Origin of the sequence: Enterobacter sp. ECC-249, assembly GCF_043965265.1 — a bacterium.
Taxonomy (GTDB): Bacteria; Pseudomonadota; Gammaproteobacteria; order Enterobacterales; family Enterobacteriaceae; genus Enterobacter; species Enterobacter quasiroggenkampii.
In genome coordinates, this window is the sequence record NZ_CP143660.1 from 1,723,637 (window position 1) to 1,744,741 (window position 21,105).

A 21,105-nucleotide genomic window follows, 5' to 3' on the forward strand; every position below is an offset into this window, starting at 1 on the left:
GAACAGAGTATGGCCATTCCAAAATTAACCGCTTACGCGCTGCCGACCGCCGCTGAGCTGCCGACCAGCAAGGTGAACTGGGCGTTTGAGCCCGAGCGCGCGGCGCTGCTGATCCACGATATGCAGGAGTATTTCCTGAACTTCTGGGGCGAAAACAGCGCGATGATGCAGCAGGTGGTGGCGAACATCGCCAGACTGCGCGCCTGGTGCAAAGAACACAATATCCCGGTGTACTACACCGCGCAGCCAAAAGAGCAGAGCGACGACGATCGCGCCCTGCTGAACGACATGTGGGGGCCGGGCCTGACCCGTTCGCCGGAGCAGCAGCGCATCGTCGCCGAGCTGGCGCCGGACGAAGCGGACACGGTGCTGGTGAAGTGGCGCTACAGCGCGTTCCACCGTTCGCCGCTGGAGCAGATGCTGAAAGAGACGGGCCGCAACCAGCTGCTGATTACCGGCGTGTACGCCCACATCGGCTGCATGACCACCGCCACCGACGCCTTTATGCGCGACATCAAGCCGTTCTTTATTGCCGACGCGCTGGCGGATTTCACCCGTGACGAGCACCTGATGTCGTTGAACTATGTGGCCGGACGCTCGGGGCGCGTGGTGATGACCGACGAACTGCTGCCGTCCGTTCCGGCGACCAAAGCCGCGCTGCGCGAACTGATCCTGCCGCTGTTGGACGAGTCCGACGAGCCGATGGATGACGAAAACCTGATCGACTACGGACTGGATTCGGTACGCATGATGGCGCTGGCCGCCCGCTGGCGCAAAGTGCATGGCGATATCGACTTCGTGATGCTGGCAAAAAATCCCACTCTCGACGCCTGGTGGGCGCTGCTTTCCCGCGAGGTGAAGTAATGGCGGGATTCGATTTTACCGGCAAAACCGTCTGGGTGACGGGCGCGGGGAAGGGGATTGGCTATGCGACCGCACTGGCGTTTGCCGAAGCCGGTGCGCAGGTGACCGGGTTCGATCTGGCCTTTCCGAAGTATGATTACCCGTTCGCCACCGAAACGCTGGACGTGGCGGATGCCGCGCAGGTGCATGAGGTCTGCGGGCGAGTGCTGGCGTCGCTCGAACGCCTGGACGTGCTGGTCAACGCGGCGGGCATTCTGCGCATGGGAGCGACGGACCAGCTCTCGCAGAAGGACTGGCAGGACACCTTCGCGGTCAACGTCGGAGGCGCGTTCAATCTGTTCCAGCTGACCATGGGCCAGTTCCGCCGTCAGCAGGGCGGGGCGATTGTTACCGTGGCGTCCGACGCGGCGCACGCGCCGCGCATCGGCATGAGCGCCTACGGCGCGTCGAAAGCGGCGCTGAAAAGCCTGGCCCTGACCGTCGGGCTGGAGCTGGCGGGCTGCGGCGTGCGCTGTAACCTGGTGTCGCCGGGCTCAACGGATACCGACATGCAGCGCACCCTGTGGAAAAGCGACGACGCGGAGCAGCAGCGTATTCGCGGCTTTGGCGAGCAGTTTAAGCTCGGTATTCCGCTGGGCAAAATCGCTCGTCCGCAGGAGATCGCCAGCACGGTGCTGTTCCTTGCCTCCGATGCCGCCAGCCACATCACCCTGCAGGATATCGTGGTGGACGGCGGCTCCACGCTGGGGGCGTAAATGATCTGGAAACGTCATATACCGCTCGAGGAGCTGAACGCCACCAGCCTGAACACCCTGGTGGCGCATCTCGGCATTGTCTATACCCGTATCGGCGACGACATGCTGGAAGCGGAGATGCCGGTGGATGCGCGTACCCATCAGCCGTTTGGCCTGCTCCACGGCGGGGCATCGGCGGCGCTGGCGGAAACGCTCGGTTCAATGGCCGGATTTCTGATGACCCGCGACGGTCAGAGCGTGGTGGGAACGGAGCTGAACGCCACGCATCATCGGGCGGTCTCTCACGGTAAGGTGCGCGGGGTGTGCCAGCCGCTGCATCTGGGCCGCTCCACCCAGAGCTGGGAGATTGTTGTCTTCGACGAGCAGGGGCGGCGGTGCTGTACCTGCCGGTTGAGTACGATGGTGCTGGGCTAGCCCAGGCAGATCAAAGTGATCGGCTTAACACTGTGGTGTAAATCTCTGGTTTGACCACGCATTATTGCGTTTCAAAGTTGTTAAATTTTTGCGGTTGTTCTAGAAACAAAATGTAACATCTCACTGTTTCACAACAACGGACAACAACTATGAACAACTCAGGGAAATACCTTACATGGGCAGGGCTCTCCGTTGTGGGAGCCTTTGCCCTGGGCTACATCGCCCTCAACCGGGGGGAGCAGATCAACGCGCTCTGGATCGTCGTTGCCTCGGTCTGCGTTTACCTGATCGCCTATCGTTTTTATGGTCGCTATATCGCTAAAAATGTTCTGGCGGTCGATAGCACCCGCATGACCCCGGCCGTTCGTCATAACGACGGTCTGGACTACGTGCCGACCGACAAGAAAGTGCTGTTCGGTCACCATTTTGCGGCGATTGCCGGGGCAGGCCCGCTGGTGGGACCGGTGCTGGCGGCGCAGATGGGCTACCTGCCGGGAATGATCTGGATCCTCGCCGGGGTGGTGCTGGCGGGCGCGGTGCAGGACTTTATGGTGCTGTTCGTCTCGACCCGCCGCGACGGGCGTTCGCTGGGTGAGCTGGTGAAAGAGGAGATGGGGGCAACCGCCGGGGTGATTGCGCTGGTGGCGACCTTTATGATCATGGTGATCATCCTCGCGGTGCTGGCGATGATCGTGGTGAAAGCGCTGACCCACAGCCCGTGGGGAACGTATACCGTTGCCTTTACCATTCCGCTGGCGCTGTTCATGGGGATCTATATTCGCTACCTGCGTCCGGGCCGCATTGGTGAAGTGTCGGTGATTGGCCTGGTATTCCTCGTGTTCGCCATTATCTCCGGCGGCTGGGTGGCGGAAAGCCCGACCTGGGCGCCGTTCTTCGACTTTACCGGCGTACAGCTGACCTGGATGCTGGTGGGCTACGGCTTTGTGGCGGCGGTGCTGCCGGTGTGGCTCCTGCTGGCCCCGCGTGACTATCTCTCTACGTTCCTGAAAATCGGCACCATCATCGGGCTGGCGATCGGTATTCTGATTATGCGCCCAACGCTAACCATGCCGGCGTTAACCAAATTTATCGACGGTACCGGCCCGGTCTGGACCGGCAATCTCTTCCCGTTCCTGTTTATTACCATTGCCTGCGGTGCAGTGTCGGGCTTCCACGCGCTGATCGCCTCCGGGACGACGCCGAAGATGCTGGCGAATGAAAATCAGGCCTGCCTGATTGGCTACGGCGGCATGCTGATGGAGTCCTTCGTGGCTATCATGGCGCTGGTCTCCGCATGCATTATCGACCCAGGCGTCTACTTCGCGATGAACAGCCCGATGGCGGTCCTGGCTCCGGCCGGTACCGTTGACGTGGTGGCATCTGCCGCGCAGGTGGTGAGTGGGTGGGGTTTTGCGATTACCCCTGAAACGTTGACGAGCATCGCCAGTGAAGTGGGCGAGCAGTCGATTATCTCCCGCGCGGGCGGGGCGCCGACGCTGGCGGTCGGCATGGCGTATATTCTTCACGGCGCGCTGGGCGGGCTGATGGACGTGTCGTTCTGGTATCACTTCGCCATTCTGTTTGAAGCGCTGTTTATCCTGACTGCGGTGGATGCGGGAACCCGTGCGGCGCGCTTTATGCTGCAGGATCTGCTGGGCGTCATCTCCCCGAACCTGAAACGTACCGACTCGCTCCCGGCTAACCTGCTGGCGACGGCGCTGTGCGTGCTGGCGTGGGGCTACTTCCTGCACCAGGGCGTGGTCGATCCGCTGGGCGGGATTAACACCCTGTGGCCGTTGTTCGGTATTGCCAACCAGATGCTGGCGGGCATGGCGCTGATGCTCTGCGCCGTAGTCTTGTTCAAGATGAAACGCCAGCGTTACGCATGGGTGGCGCTGGTGCCTACCGCATGGCTGCTGATCTGTACCCTGACCGCGGGCTGGCAGAAGGCCTTCAGTCCGGACAACAAGGTGGGCTTCCTGGCAATCGCCAACAAGTTCCAGGCGATGATCGACAGCGGTAAGATCCCGGCGCAGTATACCGAGTCGCAGCTGTCCCAGCTGGTGTTTAACAACCGTCTGGACGCCGGGCTGACCATCTTCTTTATGGTGGTGGTCGTGGTGCTGGCGTTGTATTCTCTCAAGACCGCGCTGGCGGCATTGAAAGTCGACACGCCAACGGCGAAAGAGACGCCTTATGAGCCAATGCCTGAAAACCTGGAAGAGATTGTGACCCAGGCGAAAGGGGCGCACTAACCTTTGTGCCGGGTGGGGGCTTCGCCTTACCCGGCCTACATTTCTTATCCTTCCTCTCCCTTTGGGAGAGGGCCGGGGTGAGGGAAACAAACGAGAAATGACCTATGTTCGACACCCTTTCCAAAGCAGGTAAGTACCTGGGCCAGGCCGCCAAAATGATGATTGGCGTGCCGGACTACGACAACTACGTCGAGCATATGCGCGTCAACCATCCGGACCAGACGCCCATGACCTACGAAGAATTTTTCCGTGACCGCCAGGACGCCCGTTACGGCGGCAAGGGCGGGGCGAAGTGCTGTTAACCCTCTTTCGGTAAATAGAGGCTGATCTGCTCCTGCTTGCAGCCGTAGATCGCTGCCAGCTTTTCACGGGTGCGCTTTTGCGGACGGGAGTCCAGCGCTTCCAGCTGTGACACGGCGGACTGGCTGATGCCGAGTTTCTCCGCCACCTCCTGCTGGGATAACCCGCGCAGGATACGCCACGCGGCCTGCAGGCTGACGTTCTGCCAGGTCATGATGCTGCACACTTCTCCGGGCAATTCCACGTCATCCAGACTATCGTGTTCGACCTCAATATCCTCCAGATCGTCATCGGTTTCGTCGTCGATCTCTGCCATCTGTGAGCACATGCGGAAGTATTCGTGGTAAGGAATAACCACATACTGCGTTTTACCGTTATCGTCCTTAATTAGCTGAACAGCCATAGGTGGCTTTCTCCTCATGCAGGTAAGTCGTTGAAGTTCTGCGCTTGACGGCCAAAACATAACAATGGTTATCGGGATCGTCCCGAAGCGTATAGATGATGCGGTAATCGCCAACGCGTAGCCGGAAATGATTTTCGGTCGCTGATATTTTTTTGATATCGGGCCGGGGAGCTGAACGGTCATCCAGCTCAGTAAGCTTTACCTCAATGCGTCGCTGATACCGCTCTTCAATCTTTGAAAAAGCCTTCTTTGCACCATTGGACCAGACAATCTTCATCCGTACCTCCACTGTACGCCCACACAAAATATAAGGAAATAATAAGACTATTAGATAAATTCCGAATTTCTTATGGAGTACTGTAGAGCGGAGAAAAAACACAGGTAAGAGGCAAAACGTAAACCGTCGAGGCGGCTCGAAAAGGCCTCTGCCGGACGACAGAGGCTTGCAGGAAATGTGCGATCAGGCGTTTAAACCACCGTCCACATCCAGGCCGGTACCGGAGATCTGCCCCGCAGCCGGGCTGGCGAGGAAGGTGACCGCCGCTGCGATGTCTTCCGGCTGGCCGTAGTGACCGACGGCGATCATCTGGCGCTGGGCTTCTGCCTGTTCGCCGTCTTCCGGATTCATATCGCTGTTGGTGGGGCCGGGGTGGACAAGGTTAACGGTAATCCCGCGCGGCCCCAGATCGCGCGCCAGGCCGCGTGTGAGGGAGTTGAGGGCAGACTTGGTCATCGAGTAAACGGCAATGCCCGGCATCGCCACGCGGTTTGCCAGACAGCTGCCGATGTTGATAATGCGCCCGCCGTCTGACATATGCACCAGCGCTTCCTGAATGGCGATCACCACGCCGCGAATGTTGACGTTGATGAGCGCGTCGATGTCCGCCAGGGTCATGGACTCCAGCGGGCCGCCGCGCGCGATCCCGGCGTTGTTGACCAGAATATCCAGCCCGCCAAGGGAACGCGCCGCATGGGTGACGGCATCCTGAATCGCCTGCGCGCTGGCGCTGTCGGCCTGCACGGCTTCGCTGTGTCGGCCCAGCGCCTTAATCTCATCGGCAACCGCCTGGGCTTTATCGGCAGATTTTTCATACGTAATAATCACATCCGCACCGGCGCGCGCCAGCGACAGGGCAATCGCACGACCCAACCCGCGGCTGGCGCCGGTAACCAGCGCCTTTTTACCTGTTAAATCGATCTGCATGATGACCTCGTTACGAGAGTAGTAAGAATCATCATTAGGTATAGACGGTCAGGGAGATTAACGGCTGAAGTATTCCACCTTCTCAAACGCCTCGCGCAGAACGTCAGGCGTTAACGTAACGGGTAAATAGTGAATCGACTCTACCGGGCGCAGAGTGTGGGTGATGACCCGATCCAGCTCGTCGCGGTTATTGATGTCGACGTCCAGTTCGCGAAGCGTGGTCGGCAGGTTAAAGCGCTGGTACGCCGCTACCAGCTGTGCCAGCACGTCGTCCTGGCCGAGCAGGGCGCTTTGCACCAGAATGCCGTAGGCCACCTTGGTGCCGTGGAGGTATTTTTCCGTCTGCGGCAGCACGGTTAAACCGTTGTGCACCGCATGAGCCGCCGCCACGCGGGTATAGCGCTCGCCCAGACCGCCGACCATCCCGCCACCGGCGATAATCGCATCCAACACGTCCCGGAACGCCTGCGTTTGCTCGCCGCGCTGCTGGTCGGCCAGCGCTTCCTCACTGTGCTCCAGCAGCACGTCGCGGATTGCCAGCGCGCCGTTGATGCCCAGCCGCACGGTCAGCGGCAGGTTGTCAGGCTGCGGAGCAAGCACTACCGCTTCGTACCACTTCGCCAGCGTATCGCCGATACCCGCCAGCAGGTATTCCGCGGGTGCGTTGAGAATGATCTGTGGCTCTACCAGCACCAGGAAGTTGGCGTCGTCGAAGATCTCGAAATGTAGCGCCTGACCGGCATCGTTGTACCAGACGGAGAGCGGGGTCCAGGCCGCGCAGGTAGCAGCGATGGTGGGGATGCCCACAAACGGTACCCCTAAGCGGCGCGCCACTGCCTTGACGGTATCCAGCACCGCACCGCCGCCGACGCCAATCACTACGCTGGCGTCGCTGCCGGATTCATTCGCAAGATGGGTGACGTCGCGCTCGCTGCAGTGGCCTTTAAACAGCAGGCGTTTCGCCCCCGGCGCGTTAAAGCTCTCCGGCAGGAAAGGGCGCGCGCCGTCGATAGCGCGCTCGCCGTAAATCCACACCGCGCGGGAAAGCTGTTCCGGGGTAAAGAAGTCATTCAGACGCGCAAGGCTTCCGGAGTGGGAGAAGTAGTTCGCCGGGCCAGGCACGACGCGGATATCGGTGTTGCTCATGGTGTTGTCCTTTTTTAGCAAGCGCTAACCCGATGTTATGTCTGGACATCCGGATGGCTAATAATATTTCGCTTTAACTTATGCCTTTTCCGTCGTTGTCAGTCAACCGGAGCTGTGAAAAATTCGATAAATCAGAAGAGTAATGAAGGATTTACGCGGATGGTTTCCAGTCGCCTTGAAATGCGCGGTATCAGCCTGGCCTTTTCCGGCTTTCAGGCGCTGTCGCGCGTGAATTTCACCTTAACCGGCGGATCGGTACATGCGCTGACCGGCGCCAACGGCGCGGGGAAATCGACGCTGATGGCGGTGCTGTGCGGGACGCACGACCATTATGAAGGCGAGATCAGCATTAATAACCAGCCGGTAAGCATCCGCGAACCGCTCGATGCCAAACGGCTGGGGATCCACCTCGTGCAGCAGGAAGTGGACGTGGCGCTGATCCCGGGGTTAAGCATCGCCGAGAACATCATGCTCGACCAGCTGGCGCAGCCGGGGCATCGCTTTAACTGGCGCGCGATCCGCCAGCAGGCGAGACAGGCGCTGGAGCAGCTTGACGTTACGCTGGACGTCCGCCGTTCCATCGACAGCTGCACGCTTGCCGAAAAGCAGCAGATTTTGCTGGCGCGCGCCCTGTCCCATCACTGCCGTTTTTTGATTCTTGATGAGCCCACCGCGCCGCTGGACGCGCACGAGAGCGAGCGTCTGTTTGCCGTGGTGAGACGTTTAAAGCAGCAGGGCATCGGGGTGGTGTTTATTTCCCACCGCATTCACGAGCTAAAAGCTATCTGCGACACCCTGACGGTGCTGCGCGACGGCAAGCTGATCGAGTCCGGCCCGATGGCCGATCTCAGCGGCGAAGCGATCGTCGAGAAGATGCTCGGCCACGTGCTGAGCGATATCTACCCGCCCGCGCGGCCGCCGCACGGCGACGAAACGTTGCTGCGGGTAGAAGGGCTGCACGACGACGCGCTGCTAAAAGATATCTCCCTGCACCTGCGCAAAGGCGAAATTCTCGGGATTGCCGGGCTGGCGGGGGCGGGCAAAACCGAACTCTGTAAGGCGCTGTTTGGCGCAACTAAAAGCCGCGTGGCGCGCGGTGAGCTGAATCATCAGTCCTGGCAGCCGAGCGACCCGGCGGACTCCGTGCTGCGCGGGCTGGCGCTGGTGCCGGAGGAGCGGCGCAAAGAGGGCATTTTTATCGACGAGCCGGTGAGCATGAACCTTGCCGTGTGCGCCGATAACAGCTTCTCGCGCTGGAGCCTGTTCGGCCATCGACAGGCGTGGCGCTGGGCAGAAGAGGTGATCGCCCGCGTAGGCGTACGCGCCCGTGGGCCGGGACAGGTGCTGCGCCGCTTATCTGGCGGCAACCAGCAGAAGGTCGCCATCGGCAAGTGGCTGCGCAATGACGCGAGCGTGCTGATCTTCGACGAGCCGACCAAAGGCGTGGACGTGAAGGCCAAAACCGATCTGTTCCAGCTGATCGACGGCCTGGCGCGCGAGGGCAAAGGGGTGATTTACGCCTCCGGCGAGTTTGCCGAGCTGGTCGGGCTGTGCGACCGCATCTGCGTGCTGTGGGACGGGCGCATCGTGGCGGAAATCACCGGGGCCGAGGCCCGTGAAGAGACACTACTTTATTATTCAACCGGAGGAACGGCGTCGTGAGCAAGGCCCTTTCAGTGAACGCGGCGGCGTCTGGCCGTCAGCAGATTTTCGATTTTCTCTACAAGTGGGGCATGCTGTTAACCGTCGTCGCGCTGGTTGCCGTCTTTGGCCTGGCGTCGGACAGCTTCCTCGATCCGAACAACATCATCAATATTCTGCGTTCGATTGCCATCGTGACGGTGATAGCCATCGGCGTGTCGATATCGCTGACCATCGGCGGGTTCGATCTCTCCGTGGGATCCACCGCGTCGCTGGCGAACGCGCTGGTGATTTCACTTTTCGTCTGGCACGGCTTCGGCACTACCGAGTCTATTTTGATCACCCTCGCGCTCTGCACGCTGGTGGGGCTGTTTAACGCCTTTCTGATCGTCATTCTGCGTATTCCGGACATGCTTGCGACGCTTGCCAGCCTGTTTGTCATTCAGGGCGTGGCGATGACCTACAGCTACGGCGGTTCGATTACCGAAAACATGGTGCTGCCGAGCGGTGACATGGCGGAAGGCACCATTCCGACGGCGTTCAGCCTGCTGGGGCAGGTGCCGACGATTGTGATCATCATGCTGGTAGTGACGGTTCTGGCGCAGCTGGGGCTCTCGTTGACCACCCACGGGCGCAGGATGTACGCCATCGGCGGTAACCCGGAAGCTGCGCGCCTCTCGGGGATTCGCACCACCCGCTACAAGGTGGCGGCCTACGTGATTGCCTCCCTGCTGGCGGGCCTGGGCGGGATTTTGCTGGCCTCGCGCATTGGCTCGTCGCAGGTAAACGCGGGCGGCGGTTACCTGATGGATGCGGTGGCGGCGGCGTGGATTGGCTTCTCGCTGGCCGGGTCCGGCAAGCCGAATGCGCTGGGAACTCTGGTCGGGGCGGTCATTCTCGGCGTGCTGTCGAACGGGCTGGTGATGCTCTCCGTGCCGTATTACGCCATGGACATTATAAAAGGGCTGGTGCTCGCGGTAGCGCTGGCGATTACGTACATACAAAAACGCTGACAACACAACGGGATAAAAAATGAAAAAGATTGCACTCTCTTTGGTGGCATTAGGGTTATTCACCGCTCTGCCTGGCTATGCGGCCACGCCCGCACCGCTTCCGGCGGCCATAGCTAACCATGACGGCCCCATTCGCATCGCGGTGATCCGTAACCTCGGCTCAGACGACAACACCACGCAGTTTATTGCCGGGGCCATTCAGGAAGGGAAGAAGCTTGGCTTTAAGGTCAGCACCTTTTTAAGCAACGGGGACGACGCTAAATTCCAGGACTTCGTGAACCAGGCCATCAGCCAGAAGTACGACGGGATTATCCTTTCTCAGGGCCGCGATCCGTACTCCACCGCGCTGGTGAAGAAGGCGGTGGACGCCGGGATTAAAGTTGCAGTATTCGATACCGCGGTTAACGGCGAGATCCCGGGCGTGACCGTCACCCAGCAGGATGATGCCTCCCTGACCAATCTCTCCTTCGGCCAGCTGGCGAAAGATTTCAACGGCAAGGCCAATATCGTCAAGCTGTGGGTCGCGGGCTTCCCGCCGATGGAGCGTCGTCAGGCGGCGTATAAAGAGCTGCAAAAACAGTACCCGGACATCAAAGAGCTGGAGTCTATCGGCGCGGTCTCCTCTGACGTGCAGGGCGACACCGCCAACAAAGTGGGCGCGATCCTGGCGAAATACCCGAAAGGTAAAATCGACGCCATCTGGGGAACCTGGGACGCCTTCAGCCAGGGCGCGTATAAAGCGCTGAAAGAGAACGGCCGTACCGAGATCAAACTCTACAGCATCGACATCTCCAACCAGGATCTGCAGCTGATGCGCGAGCCGGGCAGCCCGTGGAAGGTGAGCGTGGCGGTGGATCCGAAGCTGATTGGGGCGACCAACGTGCGTCTGGTGGCGAACAAAATTGCCGGGGAAGCGACGCCTGCGACCTACGATTTTAAGGCAGCCGCTATTCCGCAGGCGCTGCTGACCGCCCAGCCGGGCGCGGTGAACGTGGCGTCGCTGGGCAAAATCATTCCGGGCTGGGGCCAGACGGAAGATTTTATTGCGCCGTGGTTTGCGACGCTGGAAGCGAAGAATAAATAAAACCCAGCCGGGTGGCGGCTGCGCCTTACCCGGCCTACATTTTGCACCCGTAGGCCCGGTAAGCGCAGCGCCACCGGGCGTAAGGAGCTCAAGGTGACTTCTTTACCCCCTCCCGAATACAGCCGCAATATGCGGCTGATTGGCCATAGCGATCAGGGCGGTCGCCCGGACGGCGTGCAGCTGATGGTGCACCGCGGTTACGCCTATATTGGCCATATGGTGTCGCAGGGCTTTTCGATAGTAGACGTGCGCGATCCGAAAAACCCGAAAGCGGCGGGCTATGTTCCCGCGCCGCCGGGCACCTGGAACGTGCACCTCCAGGCACATGACGATCTCCTGCTGGTGATCAATGCCCGGGATCTGTTTGCCGATGCCCGCTTTGCCGACGAGAAGGTCTACTACACCCGGCAGGTGGGCGAGACCGTCAGCGACGTGAAGGACAAAGGCTGGAGCGCGGGCTTGCGGGTGTTTGATATCTCCACCCCGGACAGGCCGCGCGAAATCGGCTTTCTGTCGCTGAACGGGATTGGCATTCACCGCATCTGGTACGTCGGTGGCCGCTGGGCGTACGTATCGGCGCTGATCGACGGTTTTACCGACTACATCTTTCTTACGATCGACCTGGCCGACCCGCGTAAGCCTGAGGTGGCGGGACGCTGGTGGCTGCCGGGGATGAACCAGGCCGAAGGCGAACAGCCGAACTGGCCGGAAGGGAAACGCTACGCGCTCCACCATGCGATTATTGCCGGCGATACCGCGTACGGCAGCTGGCGCGACGGCGGCCTGACGCTGCTTGACGTGAAGGACCGTACCCAGCCTAAGCTTATTAGCCACCGTAACTGGAGTCCGCCGTTTGGCGGCGGGACGCATACCGCGCTGCCGCTGCCGGACCGCGATCTGCTTGTGGTACTGGACGAAGCGGTGCTTGATAACCAGGAGGACGGCGAGAAGCTGATCTGGCTGTTTGATATTCGCGAGCCGTCTAATCCGGTCAGCATTTCTACCTTCCCGCAGCCGGACGAGACTGACTACGTGGCTAAAGGGGCGCATTTTGGGCCGCATAACCTGCACGAGAACCGGCCGGGGAGCTTTGTCAGCTCAACGCTGATTTTTGCAACTTATCAGAATGCGGGCGTGCGCGCGTATGACATTTCTAATCCGTATCGACCGGTGGAAACGGGGGCGCTGGTGCCTGCGGCACCGGAGAAAATGATGGATACCCGCCCGAATCGCCCGCAGGTGATCCAGTCGTGTGACGTGTTTGTGGATGCGCAGGGAATTATCTACAGCACGGACTATAACGGCGGGCTGTCGGTGATTGAGTATTTGGGGTAAGCGCTGTTTGATGCCCTCACCCCGGCCCTCTCCCACGGGGAGAGGGAGAAAATCAGGAGCGTAGGCCGGGTAAGGCAAAGCCGTCACCCGGCAAAAATATCAGCTGTACTGCCGCACCCGCGCCACCAGATCTTCCGCGCTGTCGATACGGTCAGCAATAACAATCAGCGCCTTGCCGAGCGTTATCGCGTGGCGCAGGCATTCGTGGCGCATCGCCTCGTCCTGAATGGTGTCGATATCCGCGACGTGGGAAAGCCCGACGCTGCGGCGAATGAGTTCTGTGCCGCTGAAGCCGATGGCATCATGCCAGACCTTTTTCAGGAACGCGGAGGCATAGCCCGGTGCGCCGAGCGCGGCGTCGCGCGTTTTCTCGTGTGCCAGCGCCTGGAAGCGCTCCGCGAAGGTGTTCCACAGTTCCTGAATATCGGTCAGGCGCTGCTCGCGGGCGGCGGCGGCATCGCGAATGCCCAGATGCCCCGGCAGGCCGCAGAAGTTCAGCAGCAGGTTGCCGATGGCGGTGCCGACGTCAAAGCCAATCGGCCCGAAATAGCCGAACTCGGCGTCGATGGCCTTCAGGCTGCCGTCGGCCACAAAAATCGAGCCGCTGTGGATATCCCCGTGCAGCAGGGCCTCAGCCTGAGAAAAGAAACGGTGCTTCAGGGAGGCCACGGCAATTTTCAGCTGGACGTCGTCGCGCAGCGCGGCGACGTCATTTTCCAGCTCGGCCGGGTAGCTGTTGCGTTCGTGGATCTGGTACGGATCGTTGAAGAACAGATCTTCGGTGATCTCGCACATCTCCGGGTTGATGAATTTCGCCACCTGCGCTTTCTTCTCGTGCGGGTGCAGGTAGAAATCGCTGGTGTGGAAAAGCGCGTGTGCGAGGTATTCACCCAGCTGACGCGCAGCCTGCGGGTAATAATTATTTTTGATCAGCTCGCCGCGCCAGATGCGATGGCTGGAGAGATCTTCCATCACCATCACCGCCAGTTCCGGGTCAAAGTGGTGGATTTTCACCGTGTGCTGCGGGCTGTGCCGGTAGTGCTCGACCAGGGTTTGCGCTTCCAGACGGGCGCGGTCCAGCGTCAGCGGCCAGGACTCGCCGACGCAGCGCACGTAGGGCAGCGCCTGCTTAACGATGATGCGGCTCACGCCCGCGCTGTCGAAGATTTTGAACACCAGATTGAGGTTGCCGTCGCCTACCTCCTGCGCCTCCACCAGCGATGAAGGATCGTCAAGGCCGCCAAACTGCCTGGCATATTCCACGGCGTCCTGAGCGGTAAAGGTACGGTATTGCGACATGGCCTGCTCCTCACGGGTTTGCTAATAAAGACATGTAGACGTCTATACATCTGGATTTCATCCTGACACAATGTGCTACAACAACGCAACAGGGAATTAACGACATGCAGACATTACAGACGACCAGCCTGCGGGTGACGAATAATCAGCTCTTTATTCTCGACCAGCAGGCCCTTCCGCAGGAGAAACGCTGGCTGGATGCCTCAACGGTAGAGGCGCTGGTGGGGCATATTCACGCCTTGCGGGTGCGCGGCGCGCCGCTGATCGGTCTCTCTGCAAGTCTGCTGCTGGCGCTGCTGGCGGAAAACGGCAAAAGCCGTGACGAGCTGGCGGTTGCGCTGGAAACCCTGCGCGCGTCCCGCCCGACGGCGGTGAACCTGATGAACAACCTTGACCGCATGAAGCTGGCGCTGTGGCAGGAAGAGTATGTTCCGGCGCTGGTCGCCGAGGCGCTGCGCCTGATCGACGAAGACAAACGGCTCTGTGACGCCATTGCGAAAGCGGGCAGCGCGCTGGTGAAGCCCGGCAGCCGCCTGCTGACCCACTGCAACACCGGCGGGCTGGCAACGGCAGGCGTCGGCACCGCGCTGGGGGTGATTGCTCGCGCGCACCAGGAAGGCAACGTTAGCAACGTCTGGGTCGATGAAACCCGTCCGCTGCTGCAGGGCGGTAGATTGACCGCGTGGGAACTCGGCGAGCTGGGCGTGCCGTATCAGCTGATTACCGATTCCATGGCCGCCAGCCTGATGGCGAAAGGGCAGGTAGACGCAGTGTGGGTGGGCGCAGACCGCATTGCCGCCAACGGCGACGTGGCGAACAAGATCGGCACCTATTCCCTGGCGGTGCTGGCAAAATTCCACGGCATTCCGTTCTACGTGGCCGCGCCGCAAACCACTCTCGATCCGGACTGCCCGAACGGCGACGCGATCCCGATTGAGCAGCGCGCCGCCAGCGAGGTAACGGGCGTAGCCGGAAGCTTTGGCGCGGTGCAGTGGGCACCGGAAGATGCACGGGTTTATAACCCGGCGTTTGACGTTACTCCTGCCTCGCTGATTAGCGGCTGGGTGCTGGATACGGGCGTGGTCACGCCGGAGGCGGTGGCAAACGGGAAATTCGCCTGAGTCCGGCTATCCTTTAAGGGGTTCCCTTAAGAGGACAATATCGTGACGCTCGATCCTGAAACTGACTTAAAACTGGAGCGCGTGGTGGACGCACCGCGCGATCTGCTGTGGCTCTGCTGGACCACGCCGGAACACATCAAAAACTTTTTCATTCCTGCTCCCCATAAGGTGACCGAATGTGACCTCGATCTGCGCGTGGGCGGTCGGTTCAACACCGTGTTTGATGTGGACGGGCAGCGGATGGATAACCGGGGTGTGTTCCTGGAAATCGACCCGGGGAAAAAGCTGGTCTTTACCGACGGCTATACCGAAGGCTGGAAACCGGCCGAGAAGCCGTTTATGACGGCGATTTTATTGCTGGAAGATGTCGGGGAGGGCAAAACGCTCTATACGGCGATTGCGCGTCATCCGACGAAGGATATCCGCGAGCAGCACGAGCAGATGGGCTTCCACGAAGGGTGGGGGATAGTGCTGGATCAGCTGGTGGGGTATGTGAAGGGGCTAAAACGGTAGTGCTCCTAGACCCCCTCTCCCTTGAGGGAGAGGGTTGGGGTGAGGGGGGGAGAATTCATTGATTATGTTGAAGACAGATTTCTCTTTTTGGAATTCCTCATCTGACGAAATACTCGCTCTCCCTTTTCATCAAAGTATCTTTCCAGCCATATCACATCGGGTGGAATGTCTAGCGCCTGAGCGATAAGCAGTTCACCTTTGGGCCATGGTCGGGTAAGCGCGTTTGCCAGCGTGGCTGAGGAAAGGCCAGCCTTTCGTGACAACGCAGCCAGGCTTGTTCCATGTTTCTTTAGTGCAGCGATAATATCGGCCGGATGCCAGTTCTGATGTTGCATTGTGTCCTCCTTACATGTGTTTGTTACGCGCTCAATTATCCTGTTTTGGGATAAAAAACAATGGGAGGATATTCGATTTCAGGATATTTGTATGGAATCGGAACAATGGCTTCAGTTTACTCGGATGAATACCAGCGTGTAATCAACGCGTTGAAGAAAGCTCGTAAAGAGAAGGGGATTACTCAGGCGCAACTTGCTGAGGACTTGGGTAAACCACAATCGTTTATTGCCAAAGTAGAAAACGGTGTGCGTAGGTTAGACGTGGTGGAGTTTGTGCGTTTAGCAACATTGGTTGGATTAGATACTGAAAAGGTAATACGTGATATGGTTCTCATGGGATCATGGAAGCAATAAAACAAGCATTACATTTATTCATTTGTTAAGAAAATGTATGAGGCAAAAGCATGGATGAGTTAAATGATCTAATATTAGATTTAGATAGATTAACTACGGAGGGGGTATTAGGCTTTTATAATTGCATAGAAGTTACTGAACTATTTGCATTAAATAAAAATAGCCGCGCAGTAATAAATGTTTTAACGCATCTCGTCTATGAAAATGTCACTAATCCTGAGTTTGAAAAGATAAGCTATTTGAATGGAAAAGATGATTTAAAAGTATCCTCTTTAAAGAATTGGTATTTTGGGATTAAAAAATATTATATCACGCATGAAACTATTTTATTGCTTATTAAAAGGTTAATAAATGATAGAACATGGCTAAGTTGTAAAGACGTATTGCCCGCTTGTGACTATAAAATCAATCCATATAAATTCATCCCAGCAGATAGTTACGACTGTAATGTAATAAATAAGCTGTTAAAAAATAATTTTTTTGGTGGTTCTTTACTAGTTGAATTAGAAAATGAAGCAAAAAATGAACTTCACTTCCTTTTAGATAATCCTCAGGTTCTTCAAGAATTGTCTTCAAAAGTGAGTAAGTTGATTCCTTTTAGCATTGCATCAGTTTCAGATAAATTAGGATGTATATTAATGCAAATCCCAGTAAATATTATTCGCGCGAGAGTGCGCACATATCCAAATAATGAAAATTTACATTGCGAACTTATTTGGCATCCCTCTGCTTCAAAAAGAGATGTGTATATTACTTTTAAGAGGATGGATCGTGATTCAAATATTGATTCATTTTACTCCACGGTGCTTAGTGCTGAGCAAAATGAAATGATCTTCCCAAGTCAGTATGGCAGTCCTTACGAAATGACAATATGGGATCCTTTTCATAAAGTTCTTCTTTATGCAGTTAGACCTTCGTCATTTATTAAAAGAATTGCATTGAATATGAGAGCAATTAATGGCAGTTCAAGAATTATTCCTTTAAAAAGTGGAGGATTTGATAAAATACAAGTTTATAGTCCACAAAATAGCATGATTGGAGAAAGGGATAGTGATGTTAAAAAATGGTCTTCGATTCGTATTTATCGTAGCGAACGAGAGCAACTCTTACATGAAAAATATTTTGTCCAATATAACGCAAAGGGTAAATATAGAGAAAGTGAACGAACCCGTGCTTTAAATGATATCCGTTTTTTGATAAACAAATTTGGAGAAAATGGTGTTTGTTTGTGGGATCCGTATCTTAATGGCGATGATTTATTGGAGACATTATTCTACAATACATGTTTGAAATCGAAAATGAGAGCGATAACTTCCTCAAAGTACATTTCAAAAGTAGCTGGTGATGCAAAGGTTTCCAATGCTGAAGACGATGGAAGTATGGATGAGTATATTTCTGATTCATTTGGACGCTTGTCAACACTCCCACCACAAACATTGTTAGGATTAAATATTGAAGTAAGGAAGCCCTACGGTAACAAAGGGTGGAACTTTCATGATCGATTTTTAATTTTTCCTTATACCGAAAATGAACCAATGGCTTGGTCAATTGGTACCTCGATAAATAGTGTAGGTAGAGAACATCATATTTTACAAAAAGTAAGTGATGCGCAACTGATAGCAGATGCATTTGAGGAATTGTGGGGTGTTATACAACATCCTGATTGCTTAGTTTGGAGTACATATGACAAATGATACTAAATTAGTAGAAGAACAATTCGCATTGTATTTTTCGGAAGTTATTCGTGCTGTAAAAGAAGATTGTAATTGCATGGAGCATTTATTGTTACGTGCAGAAAGTGTGGATGGATTGTCAGAATTTATCTTTACGAATAGAACTGGATGCACTGTATATTCCAACGATGCATTGTTTTTTTTGAAATGGATTGAATGTATTATCTTCAACGGGCATATCAATGATAAATTTGAAGTTATTGCAATTTACTATATTATCGATGTAACTATAGGTTCTGATGTTTTTTGGAGTAATAATCGTTTGCATAGTGACTCGAAGATATTTTATTCAACGTCGATAGAAATGATAACTTCATCAATTAGTTCTATTGATTATTGTTGTGATACTGATTTCCATAACACTGAAAAAAAGAATTACATAAATGATATCGTTAAAAAAAATGATTGGTATTCAATTTACAATGAATTTCATCGCGAGGCTGACGTTTACAAATTATTTCTAAATCATTACATTAAAAGTTCTGTTGATTTTCTTTATTATAATTGCCGTGAAATGTTGATTGACGCTTTAAATAGACATAGGGATGTCCCAGTGTTATGGGGGGTTTTTGATTATTTGGGGGAGGATAAAGCTCTGGATTTGGCAATTTCAACAAATTCTGCATGCATCAATTTTTATACGATTGCTTCTATCTTTCCATTTAATAGAATCAGGAAGGAAAAAATTAATAAAGATCGTATTAGTGAATTGCTTTTGAATGTTTTTGTTAATTTAGAACTCTCAGGGCATTTTATGAAGATATTTAATACATTTCCCTCTAGGTACCCGACTTTACAACAACCTTTAGGAAAAGCCTTGGCTTCTATAAAGTCTGAGGGGTTAATGACGCTATATTTTAATTCGATATCGTTACATCTTTACGAACTTAATTCTGATAATGGAGGCCGAAAGGCTGTTTCTGAGTGTATGTCTGAGTTTTCATTATATGCAGAGCAGTCGTTTAGAATGTCAACGTGGAAGATAGCCTATGAATTATGGAGAGAGTGGTTTCAGATAAAAGAATTAAAGGCTGAATTCCTTAATGAAATAAAGGTTTGCGATATTGACTATGCTATAACAATGTATTATTTAGAGTGTTGTACAAAAGAGGAAAGGGATGTAATAATGTTAGATATTATTAACGAGATGAAGGGGTTTTCTTCACGATGGTATAGTACATCATCTGCGATGACATCTTTTTGGTACACGAAATTATGTGTTTTACAGCCCGTTTCACATGCGGAAAATATAGCATACGATGTTCATCTGCCAATAGCAATGCTTGGTAGAACGTATATGCCTATTTGCTTTCAAGAAAATGAATATATATTTAGTACGCTTAGGGGTGAATAAATTAAATGGAGCTTATGGTGTGGTTGAAAAGATATGAGGTCGTTTAGAATAGACCTCTTATCTTTATTAACTCAGCGTAGGATACTTTTGGGAGATGTTACTATCGGTAAACTGCGCCACCCAGCCTTCCGGGTTATCGAAAATACGGATCGCCGTAAAGTTCGGCTCTGAACCCATATCAAACCAGTGCGGCGTGCCCGCCGGCACGGAGATCAGGTCGTTTTTCTCGCACAGTACCTGATACACCTCATCGCCAATGTGCAGGCAGAACAGCCCCGCGCCTTCCACGAAGAAGCGCACTTCGTCTTCGCCGTGGGTGTGTTCGTTCAGGAATTTAGCGCGCAGCGCCTCTTTCTGCGGGTTGTCGGCGCGCAGGCTGATTACGTCCCAGCTCTGATAGCCTTTCTCTGCGACCAGCTTGTCGATCGCATGCTGATACGCCGCGATCACGGCTTCAGGCGCAGGATCGTGTCCTAAATCGCGATCCGCAGCCCAGCGTTCAAACCGCACGCCTTTAGCGTTGAGCTGTTGGGCGATCTCGGCGGCGTCGGTGCTGTGCCACTGGTGTCGGCTGGCGTCTTTATCGGAATAAATGGTTAATGCGCTCATGAAGGGATCTGCTCCGGGTTAATCTCGTCAAACTGGTGGACCTGATGGTGATGGCTTGCGCCGTCATCATCGCCGCGAATCAGCTGCAGGGTACGAAAACCTGCCTGTTCAGCCGCGTCCAGCTCCTGATGAATATCGGACAGGAACAGGATCTGCGACGGGGCAATGCCCGTTTGCGCCGCAATGTTCTGATAAGACTGCACCTCGCGCTTGGCGCCGATGTGGGTGTCAAAATAGCCGCTGAACAGATGAGTAATATCACCTTCGTCGCTGTAGCCAAATAACAGTTTCTGCGCGGCGACGGAGCCAGAGGAATAAACATAGAGATCAATCCCTTGCGCTTTCCATTTTTCCAGCGCGGGCAGCACGTCCGGGTAGAGATGGCCAGTAAAGTCGCCGTTGACGTAGCCGTCGTGCCAGATGATTCCCTGCAGGGCTTTGAGCGCGGTCGATTTGCGGTCTTCATCCATAAAGGCAAACAGGGCGTCGATAAGTTCGCCGACGCTGGCGTTCGGGTGACCGATTTCATCACGCAGGTTGTCCAGAATGGATTTGACCGGCTCGGCGTACTGCTGAGCGGTCACGAAGGCCGCCAGCCGCTCACGCGCGTAGGGGAACAAAACGTCATGGACAAAACGGATATCGCTGGTGGTCCCTTCAATATCCGTCACAATCGCGCGAATCATATTCTCTCCAGTTGTCGTAAACGCATTTCGCATTCAAATAAGAATTCTAATCCTTCAAGATGACGGCGGGCCTCGGCCACGTCGCGTCCCCAGCAGGTTAAGCCATGACCGCGCAGAAGAAAACCATAATTAAGCGGGCGTTCCCGTGCGTAATGGGCGATTCGGGAGGCGAGGGCGTCAATATCCTGGTCGTTATCGAAGACCGGGATAGCCACCGTGTCCAGATGCGTAGTCTGCCCGGTGAGGGATTTTTGCATCTCAAAGCCGCTAATGTTGAGCTCGGCTTCTTTGACCAGACGGGACAGCACCGTGGCGTTGACGGTATGAACGTGCAGAACGGCGTTGGCCTCAGGAAACAGACGGTAGATAAGGGTGTGCAGCCCGGTCTCCGCCGAAGGTTTACGACCGGATGGGGCGCGATTGGTGGCAATCTCGACCTGCAGGAAGTCATCCATGGTGAGGCTGCCTTTGTCCTTACCGGATTCGCTTAGCCAGCACAGATGTTCGTCCTGACGCACCGACATGTTGCCGCCGGTGGCTGGGGCCCAGCCTTTGGCACCAATCCAGCGGCAGGCGTCGACCAGATGCGTGAGTTGCAGGTTGTCTGTCATTTCCTTTTACCCTCTCGGCCAGGAATATTCATATTGTTTAGACGTCTAAGCGTCTTGATTGCCAAAGACTAACATC

The 21,105-nt window shown here is 55.4% G+C and carries 23 protein-coding genes; 14 read left to right on the top strand and 9 right to left on the bottom strand.

Translation table 11 applies throughout. The features are described from left to right. Window positions 1–9 precede the first annotated feature (9 nt). The 5 genes from V1587_RS08210 to V1587_RS08230 all read left to right on the top strand — a co-directional run bounded on the left by V1587_RS08210 (window position 10) and on the right by V1587_RS08230 (window position 4,590). The gene (locus V1587_RS08210; RefSeq protein ID WP_371898934.1) at window positions 10–864 is read left to right on the top strand and encodes an isochorismatase family protein; all 855 of its coding nucleotides are present in this window, start codon (window positions 10–12) and stop codon (window positions 862–864) included. After that, window positions 864–1,619, top strand: coding sequence for a 2,3-dihydro-2,3-dihydroxybenzoate dehydrogenase EntA (gene entA / locus V1587_RS08215; RefSeq protein ID WP_371898933.1), 756 nt, complete (start codon window positions 864–866; stop codon window positions 1,617–1,619). The genes V1587_RS08210 and entA overlap by 1 nt, the downstream gene beginning before the upstream one ends. Continuing rightward, on the top strand, window positions 1,620–2,033 hold the full coding sequence (gene entH / locus V1587_RS08220) for a proofreading thioesterase EntH (RefSeq protein WP_371898932.1): 414 nt from the start codon (window positions 1,620–1,622) through the stop codon (window positions 2,031–2,033). It abuts the gene before it with no gap. Window positions 2,034–2,182: 149 nt separating this feature from the next. Continuing rightward, complete coding sequence (cstA, locus tag V1587_RS08225; protein WP_371898931.1) at window positions 2,183–4,288, top strand: pyruvate/proton symporter CstA; 2,106 nt, start codon at window positions 2,183–2,185, stop codon at window positions 4,286–4,288. A 104-nt stretch (window positions 4,289–4,392) separates the two neighbouring features. Beyond that, entirely contained in the window at window positions 4,393–4,590 is a 198-nt protein-coding gene (locus V1587_RS08230) for a YbdD/YjiX family protein (protein ID WP_006809671.1), read from the top strand. On the opposite strand, the gene V1587_RS08235 is transcribed toward V1587_RS08230, so the two are convergent. The 4 genes from V1587_RS08235 to V1587_RS08250 form a co-directional block, all read right to left on the bottom strand. After that, window positions 4,587–4,991 (bottom strand): helix-turn-helix domain-containing protein, encoded by a 405-nt coding sequence (locus tag V1587_RS08235; RefSeq protein WP_371898930.1) that lies wholly within the window; start codon window positions 4,989–4,991, stop codon window positions 4,587–4,589. The genes V1587_RS08230 and V1587_RS08235 overlap by 4 nt on opposite strands. Next, on the bottom strand, window positions 4,972–5,268 hold the full coding sequence (locus V1587_RS08240) for a type II toxin-antitoxin system RelE/ParE family toxin (protein ID WP_371898929.1): 297 nt from the start codon (window positions 5,266–5,268) through the stop codon (window positions 4,972–4,974). Before V1587_RS08240 ends, V1587_RS08235 begins: the two co-directional genes overlap by 20 nt. A gap of 183 nt (window positions 5,269–5,451) precedes the next feature. Then, entirely contained in the window at window positions 5,452–6,195 is a 744-nt protein-coding gene (locus V1587_RS08245) for an SDR family NAD(P)-dependent oxidoreductase (RefSeq protein ID WP_024906989.1), read from the bottom strand. 57 nt (window positions 6,196–6,252) lie between these two features. Then, window positions 6,253–7,341: an oxidoreductase gene (locus V1587_RS08250; RefSeq protein ID WP_371898928.1), complete on the bottom strand. Its 1,089-nt coding sequence runs from the start codon at window positions 7,339–7,341 to the stop codon at window positions 6,253–6,255. 159 nt (window positions 7,342–7,500) lie between these two features. Between V1587_RS08250 and V1587_RS08255 the strand changes: the two genes are divergently transcribed. The 4 genes from V1587_RS08255 to V1587_RS08270 all read left to right on the top strand — a co-directional run bounded on the left by V1587_RS08255 (window position 7,501) and on the right by V1587_RS08270 (window position 12,414). Further along, complete coding sequence (locus V1587_RS08255) at window positions 7,501–9,003, top strand: sugar ABC transporter ATP-binding protein (protein WP_371898927.1); 1,503 nt, start codon at window positions 7,501–7,503, stop codon at window positions 9,001–9,003. Next, on the top strand, window positions 9,000–9,995 hold the full coding sequence (locus tag V1587_RS08260; RefSeq protein ID WP_371898926.1) for an ABC transporter permease: 996 nt from the start codon (window positions 9,000–9,002) through the stop codon (window positions 9,993–9,995). Before V1587_RS08255 ends, V1587_RS08260 begins: the two co-directional genes overlap by 4 nt. Before the next feature lie 19 nt (window positions 9,996–10,014). After that, window positions 10,015–11,079, top strand: coding sequence for a sugar ABC transporter substrate-binding protein (locus tag V1587_RS08265; RefSeq protein WP_395314559.1), 1,065 nt, complete (start codon window positions 10,015–10,017; stop codon window positions 11,077–11,079). Window positions 11,080–11,172: 93 nt separating this feature from the next. Further along, window positions 11,173–12,414, top strand: coding sequence for an LVIVD repeat-containing protein (locus V1587_RS08270; RefSeq protein WP_395314560.1), 1,242 nt, complete (start codon window positions 11,173–11,175; stop codon window positions 12,412–12,414). A 99-nt stretch (window positions 12,415–12,513) separates the two neighbouring features. Here V1587_RS08270 and mtnK read toward each other — a convergent pair whose 3' ends face one another. Next, window positions 12,514–13,713 (bottom strand): S-methyl-5-thioribose kinase, encoded by a 1,200-nt coding sequence (gene mtnK / locus V1587_RS08275; protein ID WP_371898923.1) that lies wholly within the window; start codon window positions 13,711–13,713, stop codon window positions 12,514–12,516. Between the two features lie 104 nt (window positions 13,714–13,817). Between mtnK and mtnA the strand changes: the two genes are divergently transcribed. Then, entirely contained in the window at window positions 13,818–14,834 is a 1,017-nt protein-coding gene (mtnA, locus tag V1587_RS08280; protein WP_371898922.1) for an S-methyl-5-thioribose-1-phosphate isomerase, read from the top strand. A gap of 42 nt (window positions 14,835–14,876) precedes the next feature. Next, entirely contained in the window at window positions 14,877–15,347 is a 471-nt protein-coding gene (locus V1587_RS08285; RefSeq protein ID WP_371898921.1) for an SRPBCC family protein, read from the top strand. 62 nt (window positions 15,348–15,409) lie between these two features. Here the strand turns inward: V1587_RS08285 and V1587_RS08290 are convergent, their stop codons facing one another. Continuing rightward, window positions 15,410–15,682: a helix-turn-helix domain-containing protein gene (locus tag V1587_RS08290; protein ID WP_371898920.1), complete on the bottom strand. Its 273-nt coding sequence runs from the start codon at window positions 15,680–15,682 to the stop codon at window positions 15,410–15,412. A 105-nt stretch (window positions 15,683–15,787) separates the two neighbouring features. Between V1587_RS08290 and V1587_RS08295 the strand changes: the two genes are divergently transcribed. Genes V1587_RS08295 through V1587_RS08305 form a run of 3 tightly spaced genes read left to right on the top strand, consistent with a single transcriptional unit; the run spans window position 15,788 to window position 19,123 of the window. After that, window positions 15,788–16,036 carry a helix-turn-helix domain-containing protein gene (locus tag V1587_RS08295; protein ID WP_371898919.1) on the top strand — a complete coding sequence of 83 codons (249 nt, stop codon included), beginning with the start codon at window positions 15,788–15,790 and terminating at the stop codon, window positions 16,034–16,036. A gap of 50 nt (window positions 16,037–16,086) precedes the next feature. After that, window positions 16,087–17,730: a VPA1262 family N-terminal domain-containing protein gene (locus tag V1587_RS08300; protein WP_371898918.1), complete on the top strand. Its 1,644-nt coding sequence runs from the start codon at window positions 16,087–16,089 to the stop codon at window positions 17,728–17,730. After that, window positions 17,720–19,123: a hypothetical protein gene (locus V1587_RS08305; protein ID WP_371898917.1), complete on the top strand. Its 1,404-nt coding sequence runs from the start codon at window positions 17,720–17,722 to the stop codon at window positions 19,121–19,123. Before V1587_RS08300 ends, V1587_RS08305 begins: the two co-directional genes overlap by 11 nt. A 66-nt stretch (window positions 19,124–19,189) precedes the next feature. Here the strand turns inward: V1587_RS08305 and V1587_RS08310 are convergent, their stop codons facing one another. The 3 genes from V1587_RS08310 to V1587_RS08320 are packed head-to-tail and all read right to left on the bottom strand — an operon-like array spanning window position 19,190 to window position 21,029. Continuing rightward, window positions 19,190–19,732 (bottom strand): acireductone dioxygenase, encoded by a 543-nt coding sequence (locus V1587_RS08310; RefSeq protein WP_371898916.1) that lies wholly within the window; start codon window positions 19,730–19,732, stop codon window positions 19,190–19,192. Then, on the bottom strand, window positions 19,729–20,418 hold the full coding sequence (gene mtnC / locus V1587_RS08315) for an acireductone synthase (protein WP_371898915.1): 690 nt from the start codon (window positions 20,416–20,418) through the stop codon (window positions 19,729–19,731). Before mtnC ends, V1587_RS08310 begins: the two co-directional genes overlap by 4 nt. After that, a complete protein-coding gene (locus V1587_RS08320; protein ID WP_371898914.1) occupies window positions 20,415–21,029 on the bottom strand; it encodes a methylthioribulose 1-phosphate dehydratase in 615 nt (204 codons plus the stop codon). The genes mtnC and V1587_RS08320 overlap by 4 nt, the downstream gene beginning before the upstream one ends. Window positions 21,030–21,105 lie beyond the last annotated feature (76 nt).